The organism is Aromatoleum petrolei, assembly GCF_017894385.1.
Taxonomy (GTDB): domain Bacteria; phylum Pseudomonadota; class Gammaproteobacteria; order Burkholderiales; family Rhodocyclaceae; genus Aromatoleum; species Aromatoleum petrolei.
The window spans coordinates 3,258,923-3,278,954 of sequence record NZ_CP059560.1 but is presented as its reverse complement, the minus strand read 5'-3'; the positions used below and the strand labels follow the sequence as shown (position 1 = coordinate 3,278,954).

At 67.3% G+C, this 20,032-nt stretch carries 23 protein-coding genes and 1 pseudogene; 16 read left to right on the top strand and 8 right to left on the bottom strand.

Annotated elements, in window-relative coordinates:
• Positions 1 to 133: 133 nt before the first annotated feature.
• Both ToN1_RS24825 and ToN1_RS24820 read left to right on the top strand, forming a co-directional pair.
• Complete coding sequence (locus ToN1_RS24825) at positions 134 to 502, top strand: alanine:cation symporter family protein (RefSeq protein WP_244860791.1); 369 nt, start codon at positions 134 to 136, stop codon at positions 500 to 502.
• Positions 502 to 852: pseudogene (locus ToN1_RS24820) on the top strand (alanine:cation symporter family protein). Before ToN1_RS24825 ends, ToN1_RS24820 begins: the two are co-directional and overlap by 1 nt.
• A gap of 86 nt (positions 853 to 938) precedes the next feature.
• Here the strand turns inward: ToN1_RS24820 and polA are convergent.
• A complete protein-coding gene (polA, locus tag ToN1_RS14945) occupies positions 939 to 3,665 on the bottom strand; it encodes a DNA polymerase I (protein WP_169205790.1) in 2,727 nt (908 codons plus the stop codon).
• Between the two features lie 89 nt (positions 3,666 to 3,754).
• Here polA and ToN1_RS14940 point away from each other — a divergent pair, with 89 nt between their 5' ends.
• The 8 genes from ToN1_RS14940 to rlmH all read left to right on the top strand — a co-directional run bounded on the left by ToN1_RS14940 (position 3,755) and on the right by rlmH (position 9,072).
• Complete coding sequence (locus tag ToN1_RS14940) at positions 3,755 to 4,480, top strand: LOG family protein (RefSeq protein ID WP_169129460.1); 726 nt, start codon at positions 3,755 to 3,757, stop codon at positions 4,478 to 4,480.
• A 116-nt stretch (positions 4,481 to 4,596) separates the two neighbouring features.
• Entirely contained in the window at positions 4,597 to 4,917 is a 321-nt protein-coding gene (locus ToN1_RS14935) for a DUF2782 domain-containing protein (RefSeq protein ID WP_169205789.1), read from the top strand.
• 46 nt (positions 4,918 to 4,963) lie between these two features.
• Positions 4,964 to 5,905, top strand: a complete 942-nt coding sequence (locus tag ToN1_RS14930; RefSeq protein ID WP_169205788.1) for a homoserine kinase — start codon at positions 4,964 to 4,966, stop codon at positions 5,903 to 5,905.
• A 3-nt stretch (positions 5,906 to 5,908) separates the two neighbouring features.
• Positions 5,909 to 6,739 carry a BPSS1780 family membrane protein gene (locus ToN1_RS14925; RefSeq protein WP_169205787.1) on the top strand — a complete coding sequence of 277 codons (831 nt, stop codon included), beginning with the start codon at positions 5,909 to 5,911 and terminating at the stop codon, positions 6,737 to 6,739.
• 4 nt (positions 6,740 to 6,743) lie between these two features.
• Entirely contained in the window at positions 6,744 to 7,517 is a 774-nt protein-coding gene (locus tag ToN1_RS14920; RefSeq protein ID WP_169205786.1) for a BPSS1780 family membrane protein, read from the top strand.
• Positions 7,498 to 8,181 (top strand): nicotinate-nucleotide adenylyltransferase, encoded by a 684-nt coding sequence (nadD, locus tag ToN1_RS14915; RefSeq protein ID WP_169205785.1) that lies wholly within the window; start codon positions 7,498 to 7,500, stop codon positions 8,179 to 8,181. Before ToN1_RS14920 ends, nadD begins: the two co-directional genes overlap by 20 nt.
• Positions 8,181 to 8,549: a ribosome silencing factor gene (rsfS, locus tag ToN1_RS14910; RefSeq protein ID WP_169205784.1), complete on the top strand. Its 369-nt coding sequence runs from the start codon at positions 8,181 to 8,183 to the stop codon at positions 8,547 to 8,549. The genes nadD and rsfS overlap by 1 nt, the downstream gene beginning before the upstream one ends.
• Before the next feature lie 52 nt (positions 8,550 to 8,601).
• Positions 8,602 to 9,072 carry a 23S rRNA (pseudouridine(1915)-N(3))-methyltransferase RlmH gene (rlmH, locus tag ToN1_RS14905; RefSeq protein ID WP_169205783.1) on the top strand — a complete coding sequence of 157 codons (471 nt, stop codon included), beginning with the start codon at positions 8,602 to 8,604 and terminating at the stop codon, positions 9,070 to 9,072.
• 13 nt (positions 9,073 to 9,085) lie between these two features.
• On the opposite strand, the gene ToN1_RS14900 is transcribed toward rlmH, so the two are convergent.
• From ToN1_RS14900 to ToN1_RS14890, 3 genes are read right to left on the bottom strand one after another with little or no spacing between them, the layout of a single operon-like run.
• Positions 9,086 to 9,571 (bottom strand): cupredoxin domain-containing protein, encoded by a 486-nt coding sequence (locus tag ToN1_RS14900; RefSeq protein ID WP_169205782.1) that lies wholly within the window; start codon positions 9,569 to 9,571, stop codon positions 9,086 to 9,088.
• Complete coding sequence (locus ToN1_RS14895; protein WP_169205781.1) at positions 9,568 to 10,461, bottom strand: ethylbenzene dehydrogenase-related protein; 894 nt, start codon at positions 10,459 to 10,461, stop codon at positions 9,568 to 9,570. The genes ToN1_RS14900 and ToN1_RS14895 overlap by 4 nt, the downstream gene beginning before the upstream one ends.
• 29 nt (positions 10,462 to 10,490) lie before the next feature.
• Positions 10,491 to 10,955, bottom strand: coding sequence for a cupredoxin domain-containing protein (locus ToN1_RS14890; protein WP_169205780.1), 465 nt, complete (start codon positions 10,953 to 10,955; stop codon positions 10,491 to 10,493).
• 236 nt (positions 10,956 to 11,191) lie between these two features.
• On the opposite strand from ToN1_RS14890, the gene ToN1_RS14885 reads away from it, so the two are divergent.
• From ToN1_RS14885 to ToN1_RS14860, 6 genes are all read left to right on the top strand, one after another.
• Entirely contained in the window at positions 11,192 to 11,812 is a 621-nt protein-coding gene (locus ToN1_RS14885) for a Maf family protein (protein ID WP_169205779.1), read from the top strand.
• Positions 11,813 to 11,918: 106 nt separating this feature from the next.
• Positions 11,919 to 13,373 (top strand): ribonuclease G, encoded by a 1,455-nt coding sequence (gene rng / locus ToN1_RS14880; protein WP_169205778.1) that lies wholly within the window; start codon positions 11,919 to 11,921, stop codon positions 13,371 to 13,373.
• A complete protein-coding gene (locus ToN1_RS14875; protein WP_425305820.1) occupies positions 13,370 to 14,332 on the top strand; it encodes a prenyltransferase in 963 nt (320 codons plus the stop codon). The genes rng and ToN1_RS14875 overlap by 4 nt, the downstream gene beginning before the upstream one ends.
• 22 nt (positions 14,333 to 14,354) lie before the next feature.
• On the top strand, positions 14,355 to 14,954 hold the full coding sequence (gene ruvA, locus ToN1_RS14870; protein WP_169205777.1) for a Holliday junction branch migration protein RuvA: 600 nt from the start codon (positions 14,355 to 14,357) through the stop codon (positions 14,952 to 14,954).
• Between the two features lie 32 nt (positions 14,955 to 14,986).
• Entirely contained in the window at positions 14,987 to 16,033 is a 1,047-nt protein-coding gene (gene ruvB / locus ToN1_RS14865) for a Holliday junction branch migration DNA helicase RuvB (RefSeq protein WP_169205776.1), read from the top strand.
• Between the two features lie 9 nt (positions 16,034 to 16,042).
• A complete protein-coding gene (locus ToN1_RS14860) occupies positions 16,043 to 16,396 on the top strand; it encodes a hypothetical protein (protein WP_169205775.1) in 354 nt (117 codons plus the stop codon).
• Positions 16,397 to 16,418: 22 nt separating this feature from the next.
• Here the strand turns inward: ToN1_RS14860 and ToN1_RS14855 are convergent, their stop codons facing one another.
• The 4 genes from ToN1_RS14855 to ToN1_RS14840 all read right to left on the bottom strand — a co-directional run bounded on the left by ToN1_RS14855 (position 16,419) and on the right by ToN1_RS14840 (position 19,982).
• A complete protein-coding gene (locus ToN1_RS14855; RefSeq protein ID WP_169205774.1) occupies positions 16,419 to 17,609 on the bottom strand; it encodes a class I SAM-dependent rRNA methyltransferase in 1,191 nt (396 codons plus the stop codon).
• Positions 17,610 to 17,703: 94 nt separating this feature from the next.
• Positions 17,704 to 18,210: an IclR family transcriptional regulator gene (locus tag ToN1_RS14850; RefSeq protein WP_210147826.1), complete on the bottom strand. Its 507-nt coding sequence runs from the start codon at positions 18,208 to 18,210 to the stop codon at positions 17,704 to 17,706.
• 195 nt (positions 18,211 to 18,405) lie between these two features.
• A complete protein-coding gene (locus ToN1_RS14845; protein ID WP_169205773.1) occupies positions 18,406 to 19,329 on the bottom strand; it encodes a tyrosine recombinase XerC in 924 nt (307 codons plus the stop codon).
• Between the two features lie 2 nt (positions 19,330 to 19,331).
• Positions 19,332 to 19,982 (bottom strand): DUF484 family protein, encoded by a 651-nt coding sequence (locus ToN1_RS14840; protein WP_169205772.1) that lies wholly within the window; start codon positions 19,980 to 19,982, stop codon positions 19,332 to 19,334.
• Between the last annotated feature and the right edge of the window lie 50 nt (positions 19,983 to 20,032).

The following is a 20,032-nucleotide window of genomic DNA, read 5'->3' as shown; positions in this document are numbered from 1 at the left end:
ACACCCCCTCCACACCCTGGGGAACGGCAGAGCGCCGTCAAGGAACCGGAAGATCGCATCCCACAAGAAGACGACTCAATGGATGCACTCCTTTCAGCCATCGACGGCTACGTCTGGAGCCCGGCGCACGTGTATGTGCCACGGCGTCGGCCGGCATTTCTCGATCCGCACCCGTTTCATGCAGGTCCGCGGCTTCAACGCGATGATCCGCCTGATGTTCCAGCGCAAGAGTGCGGACGCCGGCGTGTCGTCGCTCCGGGCGCTGGCAATGGCGCTGTCGTGCCGCGTGGGCACCGGCAGCATCGCCGGTGTGGCGACCGCGATCACCTTCGGCGGTCCCGGTGCGGTGTTCTGGATGTGGATGACTGCCTTCCTGGGTGCATCGACCGCCTACATCGAATCGACGCTTGCCCAGATCCATCGAGATGGGGCACGCATACACGCAGGACGCGGTCGAGTCGGTGATGCCCGGTGTCCGCGAGCTTCCTCGCGCTGGCGCTGATGTTCTTCGCCGTCACGACCATGGTCGCGTACTACTGCATCGTCGAGACCAATCTCGCCTGCATCAAGCGCAAAGTGCATCGCCCGTGACTGGTGTTCGTGCTTCGCATCGTGATGATGGCGGCAGTGACCTACGACTCGGTACGCAGCGCCGGCGCAGCATGGGATCTCGGCGACATCGGCGTGGGCATCCTGGCGTGGCCCAACATCATCGCCATCCTAATCCTGCCGAAGCCGGCGCTCATCGCGTTGCGCGACTACGAGCAGCAGAAGAAGGAAGGCAAGGATCCGGAGTTCCGCCTGGAAGAGCTGGCGATCCGCAACGCGGATTTCTGGGTCAATCACCGCTGATCAACCTCGGCGAACGCCGGGCGGGCGCTGCAGCCCTCCCTCCGCCCTGGCGTTTCTCGCTGCCGACGAGGGGTTGAGAATGCCCCTCAGTGCGCCTCGTCCCAGTTGTCGCCGACGCCGACCTCGACCAGCAGCGGCACCGCCAGATCGGCGACGCCGCACATCTGCGCCGGCAGTTCCGCGCGCACGCGCTCCAGCTCGTCGCGCGGCACCTCCAGCACCAGTTCGTCATGCACCTGCAGGATCAGGCGTGATTTCAGTCCCGCAGCGGGCAGCCATGCGTGCACGGCGATCATCGCCTTCTTGATCAGGTCCGCCGCCGTGCCCTGCATCGGCGCATTGATCGCCGCGCGTTCGGCGGCCTGACGGCGACCCACCTGCTGGGCGCGGATCTCGGGCAGGTAGAGGCGGCGACCGAACACCGTCTCGACGTAGCCGCGCTCCTTCGCCTCGGCCTTCACGCGGTCCATGTAGGCAGCGACCCCGGGATAGCGCGCGAAGTAGCGGTCGATCCAGCCCTGCGCGGCGGCGCGGTCGATGCCCAGGTTCTTCGCCAGGCCGTGCGCGCTCATGCCGTAGATGAGTCCGAAGTTGATCACCTTGGCGTAGCGGCGCTGCTCGCTCGTGACTTCCGCCGGCGTCACACCGAAGACCTCGGCGGCGGTCGCGCGGTGCACATCCTCGCCCTGCGCGAAGGCTTCCAGCAGGCGCGCGTCGCCCGACAGGTGCGCCATGATGCGCAACTCGATCTGCGAATAGTCCGCGGACACGATCAGATGATCGCGCGGCGCGATGAAGGCCGCGCGGATGCGCCGTCCCTCGGCGGTGCGGATCGGGATGTTCTGCAGATTGGGATCCGAACTCGCGAGCCGGCCCGTGACCGCGACCGCCTGCGAGAAGCTCGTATGCACGCGCCCGGTCTTCGGGTTGACCATGCGCGGCAGCTTGTCCGCGTAGGTGCTCTTCAGTTTCGCGAAACCACGATGTTCGAGCAGCAGCTTGGGCAGCGGATAGTCGTCGGCGAGCTGCTGCAGCACCTCCTCGTCGGTCGAGGGCTGGCCGGTGGCGGTCTTCTTCACGACAGGCAGGCCGAGCTTGCCGAACAGGATCTCACCCAGCTGCTTCGGTGACGCGAGGTTGAAGGGCTGGCCGGCCAGGTTGTGCGCCTCGCGCTCCAGCTCCATCAGGCGGCGCCCCAGCTCCTCGCTCTGCTGCGCGAGCAGGAAGGCGTCGATCAGCACGCCGGTGCGTTCCATATCGAGCAGCACCTGCATCGCCGGCAGCTCGATGTCGCGATACAGCGCCGCCAGCGCCGGCACCGCTTCGAGTTGCGGCCACAGCTTGCGGTGCAGGCGCAGCGTGATGTCGGCGTCCTCGGCGGCGTATTCGGTGGCGCGGTCGATGGCGACCTCGTCGAAACCGATCTGCTTGGCGCCCTTGCCGCACACGTCGGTATAGGGGATCGTCGTCAGGCCGAGATGGCGCTTCGCCAGCGAATCCATGTCATGTGACTTGTCGCTCTCCAGCACGTAGGACTGGAGCAGCGTGTCGTGCGCGATGCCGGCGAGGCGGATGCCGTGATTGGCCAGGACATGCGCGTCGTACTTGAGGTTCTGCCCGAGCTTGGCATGCGCAGCCGATTCGAACCAGGGCTTCAGGCGCGCCAGCACCTCGGCGAGCGGCAGCTGATTGGGCACGTCGGGCCCGCGGTGCGCGAGCGGCAGGTAGGCCGCCTCGCCGGCGACGATCGCGAAGGACATGCCGACGAGCCGCGCGGCCATCGGATCCAGACTGGTCGTCTCGGTATCGAAGGCGACGAGCGCGGCGCCGTCGAGCTTTGCCGCCCACGCGTCGAAAGTCGACCAATCGAGGATCGTCGCATACCCGCCGCGATGCGCCCCCGGCGCCGCAGGGGGATCGTCGCTCACGACCGCTTCGCCCGCCGCGGCAGGCGCGGCCGCCGCACCCTCCCCATCCAGATCCCTCAGCCAGCCACGGAACTCGAACCGCTCGTAGAGCGCGCGCAGCGCCGCCTTGTCGTCGTCGCGCGCCGGCAGATCATCGAGCCCGACCGTCAGCGCGACATCGGTCACGACGGTGACGAGCTTCTTTCCCAGCGGCAGGAAATCGAGGTGCTTCCTCAGGTTCTCGCCCACCTTGCCGCCGACCTTGTCGGCGTTCGCGACGAGATTGTCGAGCGTGCCGTATTCGGTGAGCCATTTCACCGCGGTCTTCGGGCCGCACTTCTCCACGCCTGGCACGTTGTCGACGGTATCGCCGACCAGCGCGAGGTAATCGACGATGCGCTCGGGCGGCACGCCGAACTTCGCCGCAACCCCCGCCTCGTCGAGCACTTCCTCGCTCATCGTGTTCACCCACTTCACGCCGGGACGCACGAGCTGGGTCAGATCCTTGTCGCCGGTGGAGATCACCACCTCCCAGCCGCGCTCCAGCGCCAGGCGCGTCAGCGTGCCGATCACGTCGTCGGCCTCGACGCCCTCGACCGCCAGCAGCGGCCAGCCTTCGGCCTGGACGGCCTCGTGCAGCGGCTCGATCTGCGCGCGCAGGTCATCCGGCATGGGCGGGCGGTGCGACTTGTATTCGGGATACCAGTCGTCGCGGAAGGTCTTTCCCTTGGCGTCGAACACACAGGCGCGGAATTCGGCCTTGTAGTCGCTTTCGAGCCGACGTAGCATCGACAACACACCCCGAATCGCCCCCGTCGGCTCGCCCTTCGAATTGCGCAGATCCGGCAGCGCGTGGAAGGCGCGATACAGATAGCTGGAACCATCGACGAGCAACAGGACGGGCATCGGACAAATTTCCTTGCGGGGATCCGGGCACAACCCGGAATCAGACGAAGCCGGCACACGGACCGGCAGGACGACAAGACGAGAACAACATGACCGCGAAAGAAAAAATCCCGCCAAGCGCTCCCAGCAGCATGGCACCGCGCTTCAACGCCCGCGAGTCGTGGCGGATCTTCGGAATTATGGCAGAGTTCGTCGAGGCGACCGAACGCCTCAACGCGATCCGCCCGGCGGTGTCGATCTTCGGCAGCGCACGCATTCCGCCTGACCACATGTACTACATCCTCGCCGAGAAGATCAGCCGCCTGTTGTCGGACGCCGGCTTCGCAGTGATCTCCGGCGGCGGCCCCGGCATCATGGAAGCGGCCAACAAGGGCGCCTATTTCGGCAAGAGCCCCTCGATCGGCCTCAACATCCAGCTGCCAATGGAGCAGAGCTCCAACCCCTACCAGGACATCTCGCAGACCTTCCAGCACTTCTTCGCGCGCAAGTTCATGTTCGTGCGCTTCGCCTCGGCCTACGTCGTGATGCCGGGCGGCTTTGGCACGCTGGACGAGCTGATGGAGGCCCTGACACTGATTCAGACCGGCAAGAGCCGCAAGATCCCGATCATCCTGGTGCACGGCCCGTTCTGGAAAGGCATGATCGACTGGTTCCGCGAGCGCCTCGTTGCCGAACGCATGATCAACCCCGAGGACCTCGACCTCATCCAGGTGATCGACACGCCCGAGGAAGTCGTCGAGGCGATCTTCAAGCACTACGAACACCGCGGCTTCCTGCCGCTGCCCGAGGAACACGAACTGCTGCTCAACCTGTAGGGATCGTTATTCCCCTGCATGCAACGCCGGACCGGCGACGTACGGGTGAATAGCCCCCGATGACGGACGCACAACGCGGGTCCCTGCTAGAATCCGCGCCATCCAAGGAGAGCACCATGCGCCGCAACCTGATCGTGCTGCTGATGGCCCTCGCAACCCCGGTTGCGGCCCAGCAGACTCCCAAACTCGAACCGATCCCCGAACCGCCGCCGATGCCGGCGAGCGATCCGTCGCTGGATCCCGAAGTCCGCATCGTCCAGCGCGGCGAGGACACCGTGCAGGAGTACCGCATCCGCGGCAAGCTCTACATGATCAAGGTCACGCCGCCGCACGGCGTGCCCTACTACCTGATCGACAACGAAGGAAACGGCGTGATGACGCGGCAGGATGTGCTGCCGACGCTCGCCGTCCCGATGTGGGTGATCAAGTCCTGGTAATGCAATCCCGGCCCGCGGGCCACTGACCCACCCTTTTCAACCTGCCATGTCCGTTTTCACCGCAGTCGCCCCCGAGACGCTGTCGCGCTGGCTCGGCCACTATGCCATCGGCCGCCTCGTCGAGCTGCAGGGCATCTCGGCCGGAGTGCAGAACAGCAACTTCTTCGTCACCACCACCCTCGGCCGCTACGTGCTGACGCTGTTCGAGGCCATCCCGCGCGCCGAACTGCCCTATTTCCTGCACCTCATGGCCCACCTTGCACGTCACGGGCTGCCGGTGCCGGCCCCCATCGCCGACCGCGACAACGAATACCTCGGCACGCTGTCCGAGCGCCCCGCGGCGCTGGTCATGCGCCTGTCGGGCAAGTCCGAGATGGCCCCCGGCGAACGCCACTGCGAGCGCGTCGGCGCAATGCTCGCGGGCCTGCATCTGGCCGGCCTGTCGTACGGGAGACGCCAGGAAAACCCGCGCGGCGCGGCATGGCGCACGGCCGCCGCCGCACGCGTGCGCCCCTTCCTGCCGGAAGACGAGCAGGCCCTGCTGGATGCGGAACTCGCCTTCCAGGCCGCGGCGAACTACGGCCACCTGCCGCGCGGCGTGATCCACGCCGACCTCTTCCGCGACAACGTGCTGTGGGATGGCGACTTCATCGGCGGCGTGATCGACTTCTACTTCGCCGGCCACGACGCGCTGCTCTTCGACGTCGCGGTGACCGTGAACGACTGGTGCACGACCGAGGACGGCGAACTCGATGCGCAACGCACCGCCGCGCTGCTCTCCGCCTACCACGCCGAGCGCCCCTTCACGGACGCCGAACGCGCGAACTGGCCCGCCATGTTGCGCGCCGCGGCGCTGCGCTTCTGGCTGTCGCGCGCCGAGGATTACCACCTGCCCAAACCGGGCGAGATGGTGCTGGTAAAGCCGCCCGCCGAATACCGCGACATACTGCGCCTGCGCATCGCTGGAACGCCACCGCTGCCGCTCTGAACGATGAACGATCCGCACACGACCGATCACGGCGCGTCTCACCGCCGGCACCCCCTCCCCCCGCCCGGGCACGTCACGCCAGCGGACACGCTGCGATGGATCGCCGCGGGCTGGAAGACCTTCATCGTCAATCCCGGCACCTGGGTGATCCTGACCCTGGCGCTGATCGCGGTGCTGTTCGCGCTTGCTGCCGCAGTGGGCTTCATCCCCACCTTCGGCCCGCTGCTCGCCCCGCTGGTCCTGCAGCTCGTGTTCCCGATGCTCGTCGCCGGCATGGTCACCGGCGTGCATGCACAGCACCAAGGCGAACCGCTGCGCGTCGCCCACCTGTTCGAAGGCGCGCGCCGCCATTCAGGCAACCTGCTGATGGTCGGCTTCTTCTACGTGCTCGGCGGACTCGCCGCCGCGCTGGTCGCGGTTCTGGTCGGCAGCAGCGCCGCGGTAACCGGCATGCTGGTGGGCCTGCTCGGCAGCATCGGGCTGGCCAGCGGCGTCGCCCTGCTCTCGGCGGCGCTATGGCCCGTCCTGCTGATCCTGCTGCTGATGGCGCTTTGGTTCGCCCCACCGCTGGTGGTGCTGCAGAACGTGTCACCGCTCGACGCGATGAGGCTCTCGCTGCGCGCCTGCGTTTCCAATCTCGCCAGTTTCATCGTCCTCGGCTTCGTGCTCTACCTGCTCACCTGGATCGCCATGCTGCCGTTCGCGCTGGGCGTCCTGGTGCTCGTCCCAGTGCTGGCCGGCGCACTGTATGCGGCCTGGCAGGACACCTTCGCTCCCCATGCCCCGCAGCCGACACCCGCGCTGCCCGGCCCCACCGACACCCCTGCCGAGTAAGCGCATGCAAGCACGACAACTTCCGGCCGGGCGCGGCTTTGCCTGGCTCGGCGAAGGCCTGCAGCTGTGGCGGCGCAATCCCGCGCTGCTCACCTTCGCGTCCTTCGGCTACCTGCTGCTGCTGATCCTCGTCAGCGTCGTGCCCTTCATCGGACAGATTATCGCGTCGCTGCTGACGCCGGTCCTGTCGCTGGGCGTGCTCAACACCTGCCGCGCCATCGACACCGGCCGCAAGGCGGGCCCGGACGTGCTGTTCTCAGGCTTCCAGCAGAATCTCCCCGCACTGATCGTCATCGGTGGCATCAACTTCGCCGGCGTCTGGCTCGTGCTGGGCCTGACCGCCATTGCAGACGGCGGCACCCTCTTCGGGCTCATGACCAGTGGCGGCAAGCTCGAGCCGGAAATTGCCACCAGCACCGGCTTCACCATGGCGCTGATGATCGCGATCGCGTTGTCGACGCCGGTGATGATGGCCTACTGGTTCGCGCCGCTCCTCGCGGGCTGGTGGCAGGTGCCCGCACCGAAGGCAATGTTCTTCAGTTTCTTCGCCTGCCTGCGCAACTGGCGCCCCTTCCTCGCCTATTCGATCGCACTGGCGCTGTTCGGCGCGGTCCTGCCGGGCATCGTGCTCGGCATCATCGGCACGATCTCGCCGACGCTCGCGACGCTGCTCTCGGTGCCGCTACCGCTGCTGCTGATCCCCATCGTCTTCGCCAGTTTCTACACCAACGCACGCGACATCTTCGGCGAACCCGGGAATGGCCCCGAAGAAGCCTGACGCGAGCGCGCTGGGGCTGCTGGGCGGCACCTTCGATCCCATCCATTTCGGCCACCTGCGTCTCGCCGAGGAGGCCCGCGAAGCGCTCGGGCTCGCGCGGGTCGCCCTCATCCCGGCCGGCCAGCCGCCACATCGCGATGTGCCGCAGTCCGCGGCTACCGACCGCTTGGCGATGGTGCGACTGGCGAGCGCAGGCAATCCGGGACTCGTCGTCGACGACGGCGAAGTATTCGCGCCCAGCAAGAGCTACACGATCCGCACGCTCGAGCGCCTGCGCGCCCTGCATGGCGCGCAACGCCCGCTGGTGCTGATCCTCGGTGCCGATGCCTTCAACGGCCTGCCGAGCTGGCACCGCTGGCAGGAGCTTTTCGACCTCGCCCACATCGCGGTCGCCAACCGCCCCGGCTTCGCGCCGCACGGTCGCCGCTGGCCGGGCACGCTGTCGCCGGAACTCGACGCCGCGTGCGCCGGTCGCATCGATACGGACCCCGCCGCCCTGCACAACAGCCCTGCCGGGCGGGTGATCCCCTTCGACATGACGCCGCTGGCCATTTCAGCTTCGCTGATCCGCGAGCTCATCCACGGCGGGCACAGCGCCCGCTATTTGCTGCCCGATTCCGTTCTCGACTATATTGGGCTGCACCACCTTTACCGCAGAACCTGATGGACACCCGCACACTCGAAAAAACCGTCGTCGCCGCCCTCGAAGACATCAAGGCCAAGGACATCGAAGTCATCGACACCACCCGCCTGACCTCGCTGTTCGACCGCATCGTCATCGCCACCGGCGACTCCAACCGCCAGACGCGTGCACTGGCGCGCAACGTGCAGGAAAAGGTCCGTGAAGCCGGCGCCCGGGTGGCCAGCGTGGAAGGCGAGGAAACCGGGGAGTGGGTGCTCGTCGATCTCGGCGACATCGTCGTGCACATCATGCAGCCGGCGATCCGCAGCTACTACAACCTCGAAGAACTGTGGGCCGCCCCCTCGACCCCGAGGCGCGGCCACACGGCCACGGGCGTCGCGGCGCAGTGACACGCCCCCTGCGGGCGGCTTCGGGCCGGCCGCAGCGCCTGCACGCTCACCGATGAAACTACTGATCGTCGCCGTCGGCACGCGCATGCCCGCGTGGGTCGAATCCGGTTTCGACGAGTTCGCGCGCCGCATGCCGCGCGAGCTGCCGCTGCAACTCATCGAGGTGAAGGCCGAACCGCGCACGACGGGCAAGACCGTCGACGCGATGATGGCGGCCGAAGCCGCGCGCATCGAAGCGGCGCTGCCACCGCGTTGCCGCCGCGTGATCCTCGACGAGCGCGGCAGCGATCTCACCACCATCGCGCTCGCCGGCAAGCTGGAGGCGTGGCAGGCAGAAGCAGCGGACGTCGCACTGATCGTCGGCGGCCCCGACGGCCTGTCGCCGGCGCTGAAGGCAAGTGCGCACGAGCGCATCCGCCTGTCGAGCCTCACGCTGCCGCATGCGCTGGTACGCCCGCTGCTCGCCGAGGCCCTGTACCGCGCCTGGACGGTGCTGAAGAACCACCCCTATCACCGGGAGTGAGCGGTCCGCGGGCTCAGGGAACGATGCGGACGACGCCTTCCATGCCGTCCTCGCGATGCCCCGGCAGGCTGCAGAAGAAGGAATACTCGCCCGGCTTGAGCGGCACGAGCCAGAGTTCGATGTCGTTGCGCGAGCGCACGTACACCGAATTCACGTAATCGGCGATCACCCGCCCGACGCTGGAATTCACCATGCGCAGTGCAATCACCTTCTCGTCGAAGAGCGAGCCGCCGACCATGTCGTGCGCCACCGCGCCCACGTTGCGCAGCACCAGCTTGTACGGCTGGCCGACCTTCAGGCGGATCTCGTCGGGCTCGTAGCTGTGATCCTTGAGCGCGACCTCGACGACGGCCACTTCGGTCCAGTCGATGCCGGCGAGCGCCGGATGCATGCGCACCACCGGCTCGTCCTCGGCCGCCGCGGCTCCAGCTGTGCACGCCAGCAGAAATGCGAGCAGCGCCCCCCGCAGGACGCCGACCAGGTTCTTCCCCGTGCTCATTTCACTGCACCGAAATCGAACACCAGCGGCTCCGATACGCTCTTGTGCTCGGCATTGGCCTTGTTGAACACGGCGATCTGCGCAGAGATCCGCGTTCCAGCCTTGAACGTGGCGTCATCCGCGTGACCAGGATCGAGGGCGCGGGCGAATTCGAGATTCCAGTACCCGGCCTTCCACACCCCCTTGGCAGCGACGTCTGCGGCGCTACCCGCGGCGTTCGTGGCGGCGAACGAGGGCAGTCGATCCCCCTTGTTCTCCTTCGGGCGCGGCAGCATCTCGTAGGACGCGGCGCCTTCGTCGCGACGCTTGGAGATGTAGATCACCGGACCGTCCTTGACCTGATACTCCGCGGCCGAATCCTGCATCTTCGTCGTGACGTGATGCATCATGTCCTCGGCGATGCCGGACGGATTGGTCCGCGCCGCCGACCACAGCCAGACGTCGACCTTGTAGTCCTTGGTCGACAACATGGTCCGGTCGAAGTCGCCGGCAAGATGGAAACGCACCGCGAACATGTCCTCGAGCTGGTTCTCGCGCTGGTACTTGTCGCCGCGCCAGCTCCATTCCTTGTGCACGGTGTCGGCGGCATCGTCCGGGTAACGCACGGCGAGGTAGAACCGCCCCGCCGCGACGCCCGCCTTCAGTTCCACCGTGAGGCGGCCCGCCGTGTTGCGCTCGCCGGCCGGGTCAAGCCCGTATTTCGCCCGCTCCTCGCGCTCCAACGCCGGCTTCACGGGCACCTTGACCCATCCGCTGCCGCCCCATTCGCTCAGGTCGCCATCGGGCTTCGGGGCCGCGGCGAGGTTGGCCACCGGAATCACCTGCGGCGTCGGGGCCTGCGCGTGCACCACCAAGGGCAGCAACGAAAGGAGCGGAACAAGAAACTTCATGGGCGGCTCGGCGTTTTGGGAGAAAGAACTTACTCGACGACAATCGAGCCGTGCATGCCCTGATCCTTGTGGTCGTCGATCGTGCACACGACCTCGAACTCGCCCTTGTTCACGGTGACGAAGAACAACTCGACCGTCCCGCCGTTCTTGTAGGCCTCGACGGCCGTGAAATACGGCGCCTTGATCTCGCCGCCATTCGGCTTGGGCGTCTGCACCTTGCGCCACGCAACCGACTTGAAGAATTCCGCCGCGGTGTAATAGTGGTCTTTCTGCCCCGCGTTCTTGATCACCAGACGGTAGGGCTGGCCGGCCTTGAGCTTGAGATCCTGCGGGGTGAAGCTATGCTCGGTGAGCTCGACCGTGATCGTCTCCATCGCGTCCCAGTTGGCAGCCTTCACGATCGCGGCGGCATCGGCGACCGGCTCGGCAGCGCCGGCGGTGAAGGGCGCGGCAAGGATCGCCCCGGCGAAAAGAGAAATGAGGGACGTGCGCATACGGACTTGCTCCAGGGTAGACCGGCGACGCCGCGGCGTCGGCCGAAAGTGACGATGTCGGATTGGCCTGCTTGACGACGTGGTGCGCAGGCGGGCAGGCATTTGATGACCGGGGAATTGTATCAATTAAATGCAATGACAACGACGATGGGGCGCCCCGCACACGCTCCGGGTCGCGACGCAGCCAAGAGGGTAGAATCCGCCCCAACAGCCGCCGGCATCCCGCACTCGACCTCATGAGCAACCTCCAAGCCCGCATCTACCTCGCCTCGCGCAGCCCGCGCCGCCGCGAGCTCCTGCGCCAGATCGGCGTGCATTTCGACCTGCTCGTATTCCGGGGCGCGGAGCGCGGTGCCGACGCCGACGTCGACGAGACACCGCTGCCGGACGAGGACGTCGAACGCTACGTCGAGCGTGTCGCGCTCACCAAGGCCGAGGCCGGATGTCGGCGCCTGCAGTGGCGCACGCTGCCGCAGCACCCGGTGCTATCGGCGGACACGACGCTGGAACTCGACGGTCAGATCATCGGCAAACCGACCGACGCCAGCGACGCCGCGACAATCCTGCGCCGCCTGTCGGGGCGCACGCACCGCGTGCTGACCGCAGTGGCGATCAGCGACGGCGTGCGCACGCGCAGCTGCATCAACATCAGCGAAGTCCGCTTTCGCGCCCTCACCGACGCCGAGATCCGCCACTACGTCGCGACCGGCGAGCCGATGGACAAGGCCGGAGCCTACGGCATCCAGGGGCGCGCGGCGATCTTCATCGAGGAAATCCGCGGCAGTTACACCGGGATCATGGGGCTGCCGCTGTTCGAGACGGCGCAGCTCCTCGACGCCTTCGGCTATCCCCTGTAAGCTCGGCACGTTCCCGCCCGCTATCCGCCGGTCGGCGCCCTCGATGGGCAATGCGCAATCGGTGCCTCACGTCTGCGCTTGCGCATTTCCCATTGGCAGCAATTTCATGAGTATCGAATTCCTCATCAACTTCACGCCGCAGGAGACGCGCGTAGCGATCGTCGAACAGGGTGTGGTGCAGGAGCTGCACGTCGAACGCACCGCCAGCCGCGGCATCGTCGGCAACATCTACCTCGGCAAGGTGGTGCGCGTGCTGCCGGGCATGCAGTCGGCCTTCATCGACATCGGTCTCGAGCGCACCGCCTTCCTGCACGTCGCCGACATCTGGAGCGACCGCCACAACGGCGACACCGGCAAGCCGATCGAGCGCATCCTCGTCGAAGGCCAGAATCTCACCGTGCAGGTGCTGAAGGATCCCATCGGCACGAAGGGCGCGCGGCTGTCGACACAGATCAGCATCGCCGGACGGTTGCTCGTCTACCTACCGCAGGAAAAGCACATCGGCATTTCCCAGCGCATCGAGGACGAGGCCGAGCGCGAGGCCCTGCGCGAACGCCTCACCCGTCTCGTGCCCGCGGACGAGACAGGCGGCTTCATCGTGCGCACGATGGCGGAATCCGCGTCCGATGAAGAGCTCGCCGCCGACATCGCCTACCTGCGCAAACTGTGGGGCGAGATCCGCAACAGCGCGACCGGGCGCTTCCCGCCTGAGGTGCTCTACGAAGACCTCAGTCTCGGCCAGCGCGTGCTGCGCGATCTGGTCAATGACGACACGACGCGCATCCTCGTCGACTCGCGCGAAAACTTCCAGAAGCTCACCGCCTTCGCCTCCGAATACAGTCCCAAGGTCCTGCCCCTGCTCGAACACTACGGCGGCGAGCGCCCGCTCTTCGACCTGCACAGCGTCGAGGAAGAGATCCAGAAGGCGCTCGCGCGGCGCGTGAACCTGAAATCCGGCGGCTACCTGATCATCGACCAGACCGAGGCGATGACCACCGTGGACGTGAACACCGGCGGCTTCGTCGGCGCGCGCAACTTCGACGACACGATCTTCAAAACCAATCTCGAGGCCGCTCAGACGATCGCGCGCCAGCTGCGCCTGCGCAACCTCGGCGGCATCATCATCATCGACTTCATCGACATGGAAAACCCCGAGCACCGCGACATGGTGCTCGACGAGTTCCGCAAGGCGCTCGCGCGCGACCACACCAAAATGACGGTGAACGGCTTCACCGCGCTGGGACTGGTCGAGATGACGAGAAAGCGCACGCGCGAATCGCTCGCCCACTTGCTGTGCGAACCCTGCCCGACCTGCGGCGGCCGCGGCGAGGTGAAGACCGCGCGCACGGTGTGCTACGAGATTCTGCGCGAACTGCTGCGCGAGGCGCGCCAGTTCAACGCGCGCGAATTCCGCGTGCTCGCCGCCCCCAACGTGATCGACCTCTTCCTCGACGAGGAGTCGCAATCGCTCGCGATGCTGTCGGACTTCATCGGCAAGAAGATCTCCCTGCACCCGGAAGCGAGCTACTCGCAGGAACAGTTCGACATCGTGCTGCTGTGACGCTCCCCGCGACACCCCGAGGCAGGGAGCCGACGACGCAGCGTTTCGGCAATGCGCCGCTGCGTTACCTCGCCGCAACGCGCCCCGCCTTCCTCAGCGTGACCCTGGTCGGCTGCCTGATCGGCCTGGCCGCAGCGCGGGCGGACGGCGTCGCGCTCGATGCGCTGCGTGGGGTGGCGACGGTGCTGTTCGCGCTGCTCGCACATGCCGGCGCCAACGTGCTCAACGACTACCACGACGCCCTGAGCGGCGCCGACGACGCGAACCCCGACCGCCTCTACCCATTCACCGGCGGCAGCCGCTTCATCCAGAACGGCGTGCTGACGACGGCCCGAACCGCACGCTTCGCCTACGCACTGCTCGGACTGGTCGTGCCGGCCGGGCTGTGGCTCGCGTACGGTTCGGGGGGCGGCCTGCTTGCGATCGGGTTCACGGGACTCGTCCTCGGCTGGGCGTACTCGGCGCCGCCGCTCAAGCTCGCGAGCCGCGGGCTGGGCGAATTTGCGATCGCCGGCGCATGGCTGTTGGTCGTCGTCGGCACGGATTTCGTACAGCGCGGCACGTTTGCGTGGACGCCCGTCACCGCCGGCCTTTCGTTCGCGCTGCTGGTCGCGAACCTGCTGTTCATCAACCAATTCCCCGACCGTGCGGGCGACGAGGCCGCCGGCAAGCGTACGCTGGTCGTGCGCCTCGGCGCCGACACCGCAAAGTGGGGCTATTTTGCGATCGCGATCGCGGCCTACGGCTGGCTCGTGCTGCAGGTCGGACGCTACAACCTTCCCCAGGCGTGCGCCGCCGCGGCGCTGACGCTGGTGCTGTCATTCAACGCGGCACGGCAGCTGCGCGAGCACGCGAGCGAACCGGCGGAACTTCGCCCGGCGATCAAGCTGACGATCGCGGCGGCAAACCTGCACGGCCTCGCGCTCGCCGCGACACTTGCCTTCGCGCGTCACACCTGACCCAAACCCCGGACCTGAATTCATGATCGGACGCATCGCCGGCATCCTGCTCGAAAAGAATCCGCCCCAGATCGTCGTCGATGTGCATGGCGTCGGCTACGAGATCGACGTGCCGATGAGCACCTTCTACGGCCTGCCCGCGACCGGGCAGCCGGTAACGCTGTTCACCCATCTCGCGGTGCGCGAGGACGGCCACTTCCTCTACGGCTTCGCCTGCGCCGACGAGCGCGCCGCCTTCCGCCAGCTGTTGAAGGTCTCGGGCATCGGCGCGCGCACCGCGCTCGCGGTGCTGTCGGGCCTGTCGGTGACGGATCTCGCCCAAGCGGTGGCGCTGCAGGAGGCGGGGCGCCTGGTGAAGATCCCCGGCATCGGCAAGAAGACCGCCGAGCGCCTGCTGCTGGAGCTGCGAGACAAGCTCGGCAAGGCGCTGCCGACACTGGGCGCAACCGTTCCGGCCGGAGCGGCGGCGCTGCCCGCCGACAGCCGCAGCGACATCCTCAATGCGCTGCTCGCGCTCGGGTACAACGAGAAGGAAGCGCTCGGCGCAATGAAGGCCGTGCCCGAGGACAGCGGCGTGTCCGACGGTATCCGCCTCGCGCTAAAGAGCCTGTCGAAGGCCTGAAACGCCGGCTCGCGCTGCGCTAAACTTCCGTCATGATCGAAACCGACAAGCTGCACGCCCCGCGCATCATCTCCGCGCAGACCGCCAACCGTCAGGAAGACGTCGTCGAGCGCGCGTTGCGCCCGAAACGCCTGACCGAGTATGTCGGCCAGGCGAAGATCCGCGAGCAGCTCGAGATCTTCATCGCCGCGGCGCGCCAGCGCGGCGACGCCCTCGACCACGTGCTGCTGTTCGGCCCGCCGGGACTGGGCAAGACCACGCTCGCGCACATCGTCGCCGCCGAGATGGGCGTGAATCTGCGTTCGACCTCCGGCCCGGTGCTCGAGCGCGCGGGCGACCTCGCCGCGCTGCTGACCAACCTCGAACCGCACGACGTGCTCTTCATCGACGAGATCCACCGCCTGTCGCCGGTCGTCGAGGAAATCCTGTACCCCGCGCTGGAAGACTTCCAGATCGACATCATGATCGGCGAAGGCCCCGCGGCGCGCTCGGTCAAGCTCGACCTGCCGCCCTTCACGCTGGTCGGCGCGACAACCCGTGCGGGCATGCTGACGAACCCGCTGCGCGACCGCTTCGGCATCGTCGCGCGCCTGGAGTTCTATACCCCCGAGGAGCTCGCCTTCATCGTCAGCCGCTCGGCGCACCTACTCGATGTCACCATCGACGACGCCGGCGCCTTCGAGATCGCGCGCCGCTCGCGCGGCACCCCGCGCATCGCCAACCGCCTGCTGCGCCGCGTGCGCGACTACGCGCAGGTAAAGGCCGGCGGCGACATCACCGCCGCCGTCGCCGATGCGGCGCTGCGCATGCTCGACGTCGACCACCTGGGTCTTGACCTGATGGACCGCAAACTATTGGGTGCGATGCTGGAGAAGTTCGCCGGCGGACCGGTCGGCCTCGACAACCTCGCTGCTGCGATCGGCGAGTCGAGCGACACCATCGAGGACGTACTCGAACCCTACCTGATCCAGCAAGGCTACCTGCAACGCACCCCGCGCGGGCGCATCGCCACCGCTGCCATCTGGGAACACTTCGGGCTCGCACGCCCGTCGCGCGACGGCGACCTGTTCGGCGCCTGAGCCCGCGCGATGCGCACTTTCATTGCCTTCACGATGGCGCTGTGCCTGCTCGGCGGTGCCTGGCTGCTGCGGGGACCGGACTTCTTCTGGCCCGATCAGTTCGACCCGTCGCAAGGCGTTTTCCTCGGCGGCCTGTCGGCTCAACTGCTGGGGGCCGGCCTGCTGACGATCGCAGCACTCGGCGCCATGGTGATCGCGCGCGCCGCCCGCGGCGTTCGCGGGACGCCGACGCGTGGCTGGCAGGTCCGCTACTTCCTGCTGATCCTGGTTGCGCTGGGCCTCGTCAGCGCGGCCTTCAGCCTCGGCGAACGCGGACCGAACCCGGACTGGCGCGCACCGGGCAGCGCCACCGATCCGCTGTAGCGACGACGATTCGCCGTCCGTCTCAGCCGACCTGAACGGCCAGCCCCTTCAGGTACTCTCCTTCCGGCACCGCGAGCCCGATCGGATGATCCGCCGCGGCCGACAGCCGGTGCAGGATGCGCGCGTCGACGCCGGCATCGCTCGCCGCCCCGGCGACGATCTTCTGGAAGAGCTCCAAACCGATGCCGCCCGAGCACGAGTAGGTCATCAGGATGCCGCCCGGGTTGAGCAGGCGAAAACCGAACAGATTGATGTCCTTGTACGCACGCGCGGCACGATCGGCGTGCGCTGCGGACGGCGCGAACTTCGGCGGGTCCAGCACGATGAGGTCGAAAGTTCGCCGCTCTGCCTTGAGCGCGCGCAGCGCCTCGAACACGTCGGCTTCCAGCCACTCGGCGCGCGTCGCGTCGAGTGGCGGATTGAGCGCGACATTGCGGCGCGCGACTTCCAGCGCCGGGCCGGACGAATCGATCGACAGCACCGAGCTCGCCCCGCCCGCAAGCGCCTGCAGCGAAAAGCCACCGGTGTAGCAGAAACAGTTGAGCACGCTCCGGCCGGCGGCGAGCAGTCCGGTGAGATGGCGGTTGTCGCGCTGGTCGAGGTAGAAGCCGGTCTTGTGCCCGGCCACGACATCGACTTCCATGCGCACGCCATTCTCGACAATGGTCAGCGCCTCCGGCGGCAACTCGCCGTACACACAGCCCGTCTTCGGCCCCAGCCCTTCGAGCTTGCGCACGTCGGAATCGGAACGCTCATACACCGCCTTGCACCCGGTAGCCTGCACCAGTCCGGCGACGATCGCGTCACGCCATTTCTCCGCACCAGCGCTGGTCAGCTGCACGACGACCACTTCGCCGAAGCGATCCGCGATCACCCCCGGCAGGCCGTCCGACTCGCCGTGGATCAGACGCACGCCGCTCTCGTTCGCGAGCAAGGGATGGGTCGCGCGGCGCGCCACGGACTCCGCGACGCGGCGCTTGAAGAAGGCGTGGTCGATCGAGGTGTCGGGCGTGAAGGTCCACATGCGTGCGCGGATCTGCGACTCTGGCGACCACGCGGCGCGACCCAGCGCGCGACCGTCGTCCGCGACGACCTCCACCGTATCGCCAGGCCGCGCGCGCCCTTCGAGGCGAGCCACGGAGCCCGCGAACACCCACGGGTGGCGGCGCAGGAGCGAACGCTCCTTGCCGGGATTGAGAACGAGCTTGGACATGGCGCAGACGGCGGAAGGAATCAGGCGCGTGAGTGTATAGGCATGCGCCGCCGCTCGCCAGCGGACGATCGTCCTCGCCGCACCGCGAACCGGCTCAGTCCTGCATGCGCTTGCGGATGCGATCCGCGGTATCGAGCAGTTCGGGCAGATCGCGCGAACCCAGCAATCCGCCAAAATGCTCGATCGCCCGCGGGGTGAGGAACAGGTGGCCGTTGCCGCGACGGGTGATCCAGCCGAGCTCCACCAGACGCACGATCTTGCGCCTCACCGTCTCGCGCGGCAGCCCCGTGGCGGCGGCGATCGAGTAGGCATTGCACGGGCGCATGACCGCGGCAAACCGGTCGCCATCGATGCTCACATTGGCCTCGCCGCTGTTCTCGAGCGCACCGATGTTGTGCAGGGCAATTTCGCCGAGCAGCAGCGGCAGCAGGATGTCGCGCTCGAACTCCTCGAACAGGCGTCGCAGGCTCTTGACCTGATAACGGGCCAGCAGGATCGCAGCGGTACGAATGGGCGAGGGACAGGAACCCTCCGCCACGGCATAGCCCCGCGCTTCGGCGTCAGGGCTGTTTGCTTCGCGATTATTTGTCGTGCGGCGCATGGCTGCCTATCTCCCAACGCCTGCAGAATATGGACGTAAGGCAGACTTGTCGGGGGCGGATGACGTGGTTTTATTCGGAACCTGTTGCTCTCAGCATAGCGCAGACCCGCAGCGCGACCGGGAAATTCGCTACCCGACTTGGGCAGGATTTCACAAGCCCAAATCTTTAAGTGAATGTTTCGGACGCGCGGTCCGTCAGCGGCGACGCGCGCGCGGATGCGCGCTGTCATAGACCTTGGCGAGATGCTGGAAATCCAGGTGGGTATAGACCTGCGTGCTGCGGATGCTCGCGTGACCGAGCAATTCCTGCACCGCCCGAAGGTCGCCGCTGGATTGCAGCACATGGCTCGCGAAACTGTGGCGCAGCATGTGCGGATGCACGTGCACACCGAGGCCGCACTGCTGCGCCCAGCGCGCTAGACGCGAGCGGATCGCCCCCGAACTCATGCGCGTGCCGCTGCGCGTGACGAACAGCGCCGCCTCGTCGGCGAGCGCCACTTCGCCGCGCAGTGCGAGCCATGCCTGCAGGGCCGCGACGGCCTGCGTGCCGACCGGCACGCTACGCATCTTGTTACGTTTTCCGCGCACCGTGACCATGCGCTCGACCAGATCGAGCGCCGGCCCGACATCGAGCGCCGCAAGCTCCGCAAGACGCAGACCCGACGAGTACAGCAGTTCGAACATTGCATGATCGCGCACTTCCAGCCCGTCCCCCGCCTCGGCATCGAGCAGCGCCTGCGCCTGGTCGGGCGAAAGCGCCTTCGGCAAGGGCTGGGGCGACTTCGGCGGGCGCACCCCCTCGGCGGGGTTCAGCTCCAGTTCGCCGCGCTGGCGGATGAACCAGCGGAACAGCCCGCGCCAGGCCGACAGCACGCGCGCGATCGAGCGCCCGCCCAGGCCGTCGCCGTGCATGCGCGCGACGAAACGGCGGATGTCGTGAGCAGACAGGGTCTGCGGCGCGCGTCCGTCGGCGAGGCGATGCAGGCGTTCGAGATCGCGCCGGTAGTTCTCCAGCGTGAGCGCAGCCGCGCGCCGCTGGGTCGCGAGATAACCGAGATAGGCCGCCAGCCACTCGGGCGGCGGCTCCGCGACAACGGCGGGGTCGTCGCGGCCCGTCATGTTCAGCCCAGTTGCCGCCGCAGCGCGGCGGCGACGATGTCACCGATGCGCGAGACGTAGAGCGTGCCCATCTCGGGGTAAAAGCGCTCGCCCTCCTGGCTGCCGAGGGCAAGGAGGCCGAATGTCTGCGCGTCGCGGCGCAGCGGGATCAGCGCGACCGACCGCACGTGCGCGGAGTCGGCACCGAACCATTCCAGCACTTCGAGATTGGCAGGCGCGCCGCAATACGGATGGCGCAGGTCGCCGGCGAAGAAACGCATCGCCTCGCTGATCGGGGCGAAGTCCTCGCCCTCGCGCGTGAGCACCGAGTTCCAGATGCGCACGGCGACGCTGGGCACGGAGAAATCGTCGCGCAGGTTCTCGAACAGCGTATGGCGCAGCGCTTCATAGTCCTCCGCCTCGAGCAGCGCGACGGTCAGGCGGTGCACCTTCTCGCCGATCTCGTCGTTCTCCTCGCCGAAGCGGATCAGCTCGGCGAGCTTGCCTTCGAGGAGACGGATCTTGTCACGCAGTGCATGCAGCTGGCGCTCGGCGAGCGAGATCGCCTGCCCGCCGTGGGGATGCGGCACGGTCAGCTGCGTGAAGAGCTCACCGTGCTCGGCGAGAAAATCCGGGTGTTCCTTGAGATATCGTGCGACGTCGGCTGCGTTCATGTAAGGACCATTCCCTGCGGACGGTTGGCGTCCGCGCGTGTTCATTGGCA